Raw genomic sequence first — 7,179 nt, 5'->3', positions numbered from 1 at the left:
GCATCATCGGCGTATTCGAGGCGGGCGGATTCGGTCCCGAGCTTAGCGCCCGGCTGTTTCGCGCCGCTGGCTACTATCTGATGGGGGCGATCCTCGATGAGACCGCGGGCTACGCCAAAGGCCCGTCGGCGGTCACCACCGTCAGCAACGAAGAGCTTGCCCGTGATTTTCCCAGCGTCGTGGCGGCCGGGGCCTATTTCGGCACCGCCGGTTTCGACAAGACCTTCGATCTCGGCCTGGAGATGCTGCTGGACGAAATGGAGCGGATTCGCGATGGTGCTCGGGCCGCGACCGCAAAAGGTGGAAGCGCTCGCGGCCACGGGAATTAGCTAGCCAAGGCCTTCGATGCGCTTCCTTTTCGTTCTTGTCCTCCTCGCCGGCGTCGCCATCGGCGTCCTCTATCCCTGGGCGATGAGCAATTTCTCCGGCCACGAGATCGGCACCTGGCGGGTGTATGAGCAGGGCCGCTTCCGGCCGGTGACGGTGCCGCTCGCCGCGCGCGACGCGCCGCTGAGGGTGTTGGTCGACCTCACGGCGCGGGCCGAGCGCATCGTCTCGCAACAGCGCACCGTGCTGACGCTGACCGCCGCCACCGGCGGCCGCACCGCGCTCGCCTCGACGCTCCAGTTCAGTCATTCCGACAATCCGCGCCAGGCAAGCCCGCAACTGCCGGACAAGATCTTCCGTGACGAGGCGGGCGTGATCCAGGCGGTCAGCCCCGGCCCCTATCTCTTTACCGTCGGTCCGGGCGATGCCGAGGGTATCCCGATCCGGGCGGTCGATCTCGTGCTGCGCGCAGAAGCCGGCGCCATCGACGAGCGGGCACGGCCGGTCGGCTACGCGGTGATGGGCGTCGGGCTGGTCGGGCTGGTGCTTTCCTTCGCGTTCGGCGGTCGCGGCGGCAGGCCACAGAACCCCAACTCACAGCCGCCACCGCCGCGCTGGGGCCGCGGCGGTTCGTCGAATTGAGGGCGGCATGAACTACCGCCACGCCTACCACGCCGGCAACTTCGCCGATGTCGTCAAGCATGTCGTGCTGACGCGTCTGCTCGACTATCTGAAGCAGAAGGACAAGGCCTTCCGCGTCATCGACACCCATGCCGGCATCGGCCGCTACGACCTGTCGTCGGTGGAAGCTCAGAAGACAGGCGAATGGCTGGGCGGCATCGGCCGGCTGGTCGACGCGGATCTGGATGCCAAGGTCACCGCCCTGCTGGCGCCCTATCTCGAGGCCATTCGCGCCCTGAACCCCGAGGGCGGGGTGAAGAACTATCCCGGCTCGCCTCTGATCGCCAGGCACCTGCTGCGCAAACAGGACCGGCTGACGGCGATCGAACTGCATCCGCACGACGCGGAACGGCTGAAGGCGGTCTTCGCCGGCGATTTCCAGACAAGGGTGATCGAGCTCGACGGCTGGCTGGCGCTCGGCGCGCACCTGCCGCCGAAGGAGAAGCGGGGCCTCGTGCTCGTCGATCCGCCCTTCGAGGAGGGAGGGGAGTTCTCCCGCATCGTCGACGGGCTGTCGAGAGCGCACCGGCGCTGGCCGGGTGGCATCTACGCGCTTTGGTATCCGATCAAGGACCGCAAGGCGGTCGCGGCGTTCAGGGCGGCGCTGAAGGAGACGGGCATCCCGAAACTGCTCGACATCGGCTTCGAGATCCGGCCGGCATCAACTGAGCCCAGCCTCGACGGCAGCGGCATGGTAGTGGTCAATCCGCCGTTCACGCTGGAAGGCGAGTTGCGGATCCTGCTGCCGGCCCTGCACAAGGTGACGGCAGTCGCGCAGCCGTCGCGCTGGACGCTGGACTGGCTGGCGGGCGAGTAGGGCACTGACCGCGCGGCGTGGCTTCCACCCAGCCCGTTGGCGCGAGCGGATGGGATGGCCTGCGCCGGCTGGGATCGGCCGCCGATGCCGGCGGCCACGCCTCGGAAACCATTGCCGTCGCAATCGCTTGACCGCCGCCAAGCGAATCCGCACAGTGTGCACAATCGATCTCGAGAGGCTGCCATGACTCGCTTCGCTCGTTCCGCTCTTGCCGCGCTGATCTCGCTCTGCACGCCGCTTGGCACATCGCTTGGCTTCACCCAGGCGGCGCATGCCGCCGACCTCGCCGTCTATTCCGACGAGGACAGCGGCGTCTGCGGCGAGGCCTGGGTGCTGAACAAGATCACCAACCGTTTCGCCTATCAGGTGCGTCACGTCCCGCATCTGCCGGATGTCGCGATCACCGATTTCAGCCGCATCCACCAGCACCGCTACCTGCCGGCCAGCGAGGAATGGCCGATCGGCCGCCGCTATTGCGGCGCCACGGTCAGCCTGTCCGACGGCCGCGCCCGTACCATCTGGTACCTGATCGAGGAGGGCCAGGGCTTCGCATCGATCGGCGACAATGTCGAATTCTGCGTCTCGGGCTTCGACCGCTGGATGGTCTACAACGGCCGCTGCCGCGTGCTGCGCTAGGCGCGGCTATCCTGTCCGCGCGCCGGAAAGATAGGCGCAGATCAGCTCGACGAGTTGCTTGCGCAGTTCCGGCGCATCCAGCATGTCCCGTCGCGCCGCATTGTGGATCACGCCCTCGACCGCCGAGGACAGCACGCGCGCGATCGTCTCGACGTCTTTCCGGCGCCTGCGGTACTGCGCCACGGCGGCCGTGTAGTGTTCGAGATAGCGGGTCTGGAACGAGGCATGCGCGGCGCGTGAGCCGCGATCGCCCGGCGCCTCGTCGAGCAGCACCTGATGCAGCGTCGGATGGATGCTGTGCGCCTCGATCATGCCGCGCACCAGCTCCTGCGCGAATCGCCTGAGCGGCTTGCCGCCTTCGGCTGATTCGGCGATCACCGACAGCACCTGATCGAAATGGCGGCGACGGATCGCTTCGAGCAGCGACAGCTTGTCTGGAAAATATTGATAGAGCGAGCCGATGCTGACGCCGGCCGTCTCGGCCACTTTGTTGGTGGTGAAGCCTGCCCATCCGAGCTCGCTCAGAACATGAGCACCCGCCTCGATGATCGCTTCGACGGTCGCCCGTGAACGCGCCTGGCGCGGCACCTTGCGCATGCGCATGCGCGGCTTGGCAATGCGAGTAGACATGTTTGTTCCGCCTCGCGAGAATATAAACAAGATACTCACATTTTCACAAAAAGGAACAACGGCGATGTGCGCGCTTTCCCTGCTTCGCAGCCTCTTCGACTATCAGGCCTGGGCCAACGCCGAGCTGCTTGAAAGTCTCGCAGACCTCGCGCAAGCGCACGCAAGCGAGCGCCACGCAGCGATCCGTCTGCTCAATCACAATCTCGTCGTGTCGAAGATATTCGCCGCGTATCTTTCCGGCACGCGCCACGGCTATGTTTCCGACAACACCGAGGACACGCCGTCGCTCGATGCGCTGCGCGCCGATGTCGAAGCGATGGACCGCTGGTATCGCGACTATCTCGATGCGGTAACGCCGCAACTTCTGGCGGAGCTCGTCCCGTTCATCTTCACCGATGGCGACAAGGCGATGATGTCGCGCCAGGAAATGCTGACCCATGTCGTCATCCACGGCGGCTATCATCGCGGCGAGATCGGCCGCATCCTCGCGCAAATCGCCGTCACTCCGCCCTGGGACACATTTGCCGTCCATCTCCATCGGACCGAGCCGTCGCGAAGGCTGCAGTTGGTGTCAGAGCCGGCCGGGCTGTGACGGCCCGAAAGCCTTTATATTTCAAGGGAAAAGCGGCTGCGCGGGGCGGAAGACACGGCATTCCTTCGCGCGCCATTCAACCCTGCAGCATTGGCGACTGACGAAAGCCGGCGCAACGGCCAATCTCTACCAAAGTGAGGGTTGCGGAGCGGTCCGCGCAGCGGACGGAAAGCCAACGGTTTGGCTTGCCGAGTGACGAAAGTCGGCGGCTCAGAGAAGAACGCTGTCCCGCAGCGAATGCTGCTTCCCCGCCACTTAGATCGGGTCTGAATATATATGAGCTACAAGCTCGCATTAAGTTTTGAGTTGTTCTGCAGTCGCTCTATCAAGCAAGCCGATACGACAGCCCTTCGCGTGAGCTCGCGCGAGCACCGCCATTGCAAGAGTTCCCGCGCTTGACCAGAAGATCGCATGAGTCGCGTGGCTTCAATTTCTCTCGCGGAAGTTCGCGGCGAGCTACGAAGAATCTCCGCGGACTTTTGTGCCGATCATTGCGAGCATGCGTTCGCCGTAACAGAAATTTAATCTGCGAAATTCAGTGTAATGCTTCGCTGGCTAGAAAGCCGCGAGTCAGATATGCATGAGCATGCCGGATCACTGACGATCGCCGGCAAAACGCAAGGGGCATCGCATGGCAAAGACGACAAGCAAGGCGCCGGCGGCGAAAGCGCCGGCAAAGAAAGCGGCACCGAAGGCTGCCGCGAAACCTGCAGTGAAGAAGGCAGCGCCGAAGGCAGCCGCCAAGGCTCCGGTGAAGGCAGCGGCGAAACCCGCCGCCAAGAAGCCGGTCGCAAAGGCCGCGGCCAAGCCCGCCGCCAAGGCCGCAGCCAAGCCCGCCGCCAAGGCAGCGGCGAAGCCCGCCGCCAAGGCAGCAGCGAAGCCTGCCGCCAAGAAGCCTGCAGCCAAGGCCGCGGCCAAGCCCGCCACCAAGGCACCGATGAAGGCCGCCGCCGCCAAGTCGGCGTCTGCAGTGAAGAAGGCAGCTCCGGCAAAGAAGCCGGCCGCCAAGAAGTAATCGCGTAGCTTCGCTCGCGACAAGGACAGGTGAGGGCGGGTGCCGTCGGTACCCCTCTCGCCAGTTCGGCGCCACTGGCGAAGCTGGAGCGGACGCTCCCCCTAAAGCTCCCGGGACTTTGCCATCGGCAGAACTTCCGGGAGCTTTTTTGTTGTTCGGCTTCCCCGGCAATTCGTTGCCGGCGCACTGGCTGTCCGGTTTCGCGACACTGGCCGTTGTCTTGCCGGCCATGATCGGTCAACAGTGCGCGCACACAAACAGGAACCCGACCATGCCGAAGCTGCTCTACGCCTCCACCTCTCCCTACAGCTCGAAGGTCTGCATGGCCGCGCTCTATGCCGGCATCGCCATCGACCTCGTACCGGTCAAGACCGAGGAGAAGCCGGCCGAATTGATCGGCGCCAATCCGCTCGGCAAGATCCCCGTGCTGGTCCTCGACGACGGCCGCTCGATCTACGACAGCCGCGCCATCACCCAGCACCTCAATCGCGTATCGAAGAACGCGCTGTTCCCGCGCAATCCCGACAAGCGGCTCGAGGCCGAGGTGCTGGAAGCGCTGGCCGACGGCATCTGCGATTGCGCGCTGTCGATGGTCTATGAGCGGCGCACGCGGCCGGAAGAGATGGTCTATCAGCCCTGGCTCGATCGCCAGTGGGCGAAGATCACCACCGCGCTCGATCTGCTCAACGCCAACCCGCCAAAGCTGCCGAAGAAGATCACCGCCGGCCAGATGGCGCTGCGCGCCACCCTCGGCTATCTGGCGCTGCGCTTCGCCGGCAAATGGGAAAAAGGCCGCGGCCGGCTGACCCGCTGGGCGGCGCGCTTCGACGAGAAGTTCCCGGACCTGAAACCGGCCGTGCCGGCGTAGGCGCCTTCCCCTTCTCCCCCAAGGGGAGACTAGCTTGAACCCCATCCACTTCCATGCTTGCCTGATACTCCCCAAGTCGGAGTGGTGAGCATGGCGAAGTCAGTCACCAAAACCAGCGTCGCGCCAGACCCCATGGTCGAGCGCCTGCGCGCGGCTCTCGGCCAGCGCGCCTTCACTGAACAGAAGATGTTCGGCGGCACCTGCTTCATGCTCAACGGCAACATGCTGATCGGTACCTCGAAGCGAGGACTGCTGGTGCGTGTCGGCAAAGCGGCGCATGAGACCGCCGCCGCGCGTCCGCATGCCCGCCCAATGGAAATGGGCGGCCGGGCGATGGAGGGCTACGTCCACGTCGCGCCTGAGGGCACGGCGACGGAGGCCGATCTCGACAGCTGGCTCGATCTCGCGCTGGCCTTCGTCGAGACGCTGCCGCTGAAATCGAAGCCAGCCAAGGTCGCAAAGAAGCGCATGTGAGCTGATGGAGCAGCCTATCTTGCACTGCATCGACTGGTGTCGTGAACCGGCTCGGCAACGCGGCCGGCGGGAGGATTGCGATGGCGTTTCTGACGGGACGTTGTATGTGCGAGGCGGTCACCTGGACCTATTCCGGGGACATCACACGCAATCTGGTCTGCCACTGCGCCGATTGCCGGCGCGCCACGTCCGCCCCGTTGACGGCCTTCCTGGGCATGCGGCCGGAGCAGCTGAGCCTGGATCGGCGAGATCAGCCACTATGAAAGCAGCCCGAACACCTTTCGCGGCTTCTGCCCGTCCTGCGGCACGAGACTCTATTTCCGCTCGGACAGATGGCCTCGCGAGATCCACGTTCACGCCGCCACCATGACCAATCCGGACGACTACCAGCCCGATGCGCAGGTCTTGACGCGCTCGCGGATGACATGGCTCGAGCGGCTGCCGTCGATACCTGCCCATGACGGCTTCCAGGAAAAGCCAGCGGATCAATCCGGCGCATGACGATTTGCGACCCGCGAGGTGACCGCTTCCGTTTCGCGCAGCCACAAAAAAAGCCGGGCGCGAGGCCCGGCTTTTTCGTGTCGTGGCTTGGACGACTTAGAACTTCATACCGACGCCGAAGGTGACGCGGTTGTCCTTCGACTCGACGTTGCCGACATTGTCGAAGTCCTTGTCGCCGTAGTCGGTGTAGCGGTACTCGACACGGCCAAACACGTTATCGGTGATCTTGATGTCGGTGCCGACACCGGCCGTCCAGCCGAGCATCGCCTTGCTGTCGCTGGAGACGCCGTCGTCGATCTTCTGGTTCTTGGCCGCAAGACCGCCGGTGCCGTAGAGAAGGATTTCCGGCGTCACGGAATAACCGAGGCGAGCGCGCAGCGAGCCATCCAGGCCGCCCTTGGCTTCGACGCCGGCGCTGGAACCCTTGACGCCATTGTAGCCGAGATCGGCTTCAGCACCGTACACGAAGTTCTCCTGCTGCCACTGGTAGCCGCCGAAGACGCCGCCGACAAAGCCCTTGGTCTTGATGTCGGGACCGCCGGAAACGTCGGCATGACCGCTGAAGCCATAGCCGGCGCTCAGGCCGAGATACGGGCCGGCCCAGGAAGCGACGGGAAGCTCGGCGACCGGAGCGGGGG

At 64.8% G+C, this 7,179-nt stretch carries 11 protein-coding genes and 1 pseudogene; 10 read left to right on the top strand and 2 right to left on the bottom strand.

The window, feature by feature from the left end; genetic code table 11:
* The 4 genes from EN745_RS25640 to EN745_RS25625 form a co-directional block, all read left to right on the top strand.
* On the top strand, positions 1–329 hold a 329-nt coding region (locus tag EN745_RS25640), incomplete at its 5' end, for a TetR/AcrR family transcriptional regulator C-terminal domain-containing protein (RefSeq protein WP_189363159.1).
* Positions 330–345: 16 nt separating this feature from the next.
* Positions 346–969: a hypothetical protein gene (locus EN745_RS25635; protein WP_127422558.1), complete on the top strand. Its 624-nt coding sequence runs from the start codon at positions 346–348 to the stop codon at positions 967–969.
* A 7-nt stretch (positions 970–976) separates the two neighbouring features.
* Positions 977–1,825 carry a 23S rRNA (adenine(2030)-N(6))-methyltransferase RlmJ gene (locus EN745_RS25630; RefSeq protein WP_127422557.1) on the top strand — a complete coding sequence of 283 codons (849 nt, stop codon included), beginning with the start codon at positions 977–979 and terminating at the stop codon, positions 1,823–1,825.
* Positions 1,826–2,008: 183 nt separating this feature from the next.
* Positions 2,009–2,461 (top strand): hypothetical protein, encoded by a 453-nt coding sequence (locus tag EN745_RS25625; protein WP_127406495.1) that lies wholly within the window; start codon positions 2,009–2,011, stop codon positions 2,459–2,461.
* Between the two features lie 6 nt (positions 2,462–2,467).
* Here EN745_RS25625 and EN745_RS25620 read toward each other — a convergent pair whose 3' ends face one another.
* Positions 2,468–3,058: a TetR/AcrR family transcriptional regulator gene (locus EN745_RS25620; protein WP_126059153.1), complete on the bottom strand. Its 591-nt coding sequence runs from the start codon at positions 3,056–3,058 to the stop codon at positions 2,468–2,470.
* 97 nt (positions 3,059–3,155) lie between these two features.
* On the opposite strand from EN745_RS25620, the gene EN745_RS25615 reads away from it, so the two are divergent.
* The 6 genes and pseudogenes from EN745_RS25615 (at position 3,156) to EN745_RS37535 (ending at position 6,541) form a co-directional block, all read left to right on the top strand.
* A complete protein-coding gene (locus EN745_RS25615) occupies positions 3,156–3,683 on the top strand; it encodes a DinB family protein (protein WP_127422556.1) in 528 nt (175 codons plus the stop codon).
* A gap of 631 nt (positions 3,684–4,314) precedes the next feature.
* Complete coding sequence (locus EN745_RS36300) at positions 4,315–4,698, top strand: hypothetical protein (protein ID WP_189347729.1); 384 nt, start codon at positions 4,315–4,317, stop codon at positions 4,696–4,698.
* 271 nt (positions 4,699–4,969) lie between these two features.
* Positions 4,970–5,566, top strand: a complete 597-nt coding sequence (locus EN745_RS25605) for a glutathione S-transferase family protein (protein ID WP_126055605.1) — start codon at positions 4,970–4,972, stop codon at positions 5,564–5,566.
* Positions 5,567–5,656: 90 nt separating this feature from the next.
* A complete protein-coding gene (locus EN745_RS25600; protein WP_245487833.1) occupies positions 5,657–6,040 on the top strand; it encodes a TfoX/Sxy family protein in 384 nt (127 codons plus the stop codon).
* Between the two features lie 240 nt (positions 6,041–6,280).
* Positions 6,281–6,394: pseudogene (locus tag EN745_RS37205) on the top strand (GFA family protein); the annotation flags it as partial.
* A gap of 12 nt (positions 6,395–6,406) precedes the next feature.
* The gene (locus EN745_RS37535) at positions 6,407–6,541 is read left to right on the top strand and encodes a hypothetical protein (protein WP_281034790.1); all 135 of its coding nucleotides are present in this window, start codon (positions 6,407–6,409) and stop codon (positions 6,539–6,541) included.
* 96 nt (positions 6,542–6,637) lie between these two features.
* On the opposite strand, the gene EN745_RS25590 is transcribed toward EN745_RS37535, so the two are convergent.
* Positions 6,638–7,179 (bottom strand): outer membrane protein (locus tag EN745_RS25590; RefSeq protein ID WP_145992127.1); only part of this gene is annotated, 542 nt, incomplete at its 5' end.

Origin of the sequence: Mesorhizobium sp. M4A.F.Ca.ET.022.05.2.1, assembly GCF_003998845.1 — a bacterium.
Taxonomy (GTDB): Bacteria; Pseudomonadota; Alphaproteobacteria; order Rhizobiales; family Rhizobiaceae; genus Mesorhizobium.
The sequence above is the reverse complement of the archived record's forward strand: the minus strand, read 5'-3'. Positions and strand labels throughout refer to the sequence as shown.

Coding starts and splice junctions, on each gene's coding strand:
- EN745_RS36300 (WP_189347729.1), top strand. CDS start 4,315: ATGGCAAAGACGACAAGCAAGGCGCCGGCGGCGAAAGCGCCGGCAAAG.
- EN745_RS25625 (WP_127406495.1), top strand. CDS start 2,009: ATGACTCGCTTCGCTCGTTCCGCTCTTGCCGCGCTGATCTCGCTCTGC.
- EN745_RS37535 (WP_281034790.1), top strand. CDS start 6,407: ATGACCAATCCGGACGACTACCAGCCCGATGCGCAGGTCTTGACGCGC.
- EN745_RS25615 (WP_127422556.1), top strand. CDS start 3,156: ATGTGCGCGCTTTCCCTGCTTCGCAGCCTCTTCGACTATCAGGCCTGG.
- EN745_RS25620 (WP_126059153.1), bottom strand. CDS start 3,058: ATGCGCAAGGTGCCGCGCCAGGCGCGTTCACGGGCGACCGTCGAAGCG.
- EN745_RS25635 (WP_127422558.1), top strand. CDS start 346: ATGCGCTTCCTTTTCGTTCTTGTCCTCCTCGCCGGCGTCGCCATCGGC.
- EN745_RS25605 (WP_126055605.1), top strand. CDS start 4,970: ATGCCGAAGCTGCTCTACGCCTCCACCTCTCCCTACAGCTCGAAGGTC.
- EN745_RS25630 (WP_127422557.1), top strand. CDS start 977: ATGAACTACCGCCACGCCTACCACGCCGGCAACTTCGCCGATGTCGTC.
- EN745_RS25600 (WP_245487833.1), top strand. CDS start 5,657: ATGGCGAAGTCAGTCACCAAAACCAGCGTCGCGCCAGACCCCATGGTC.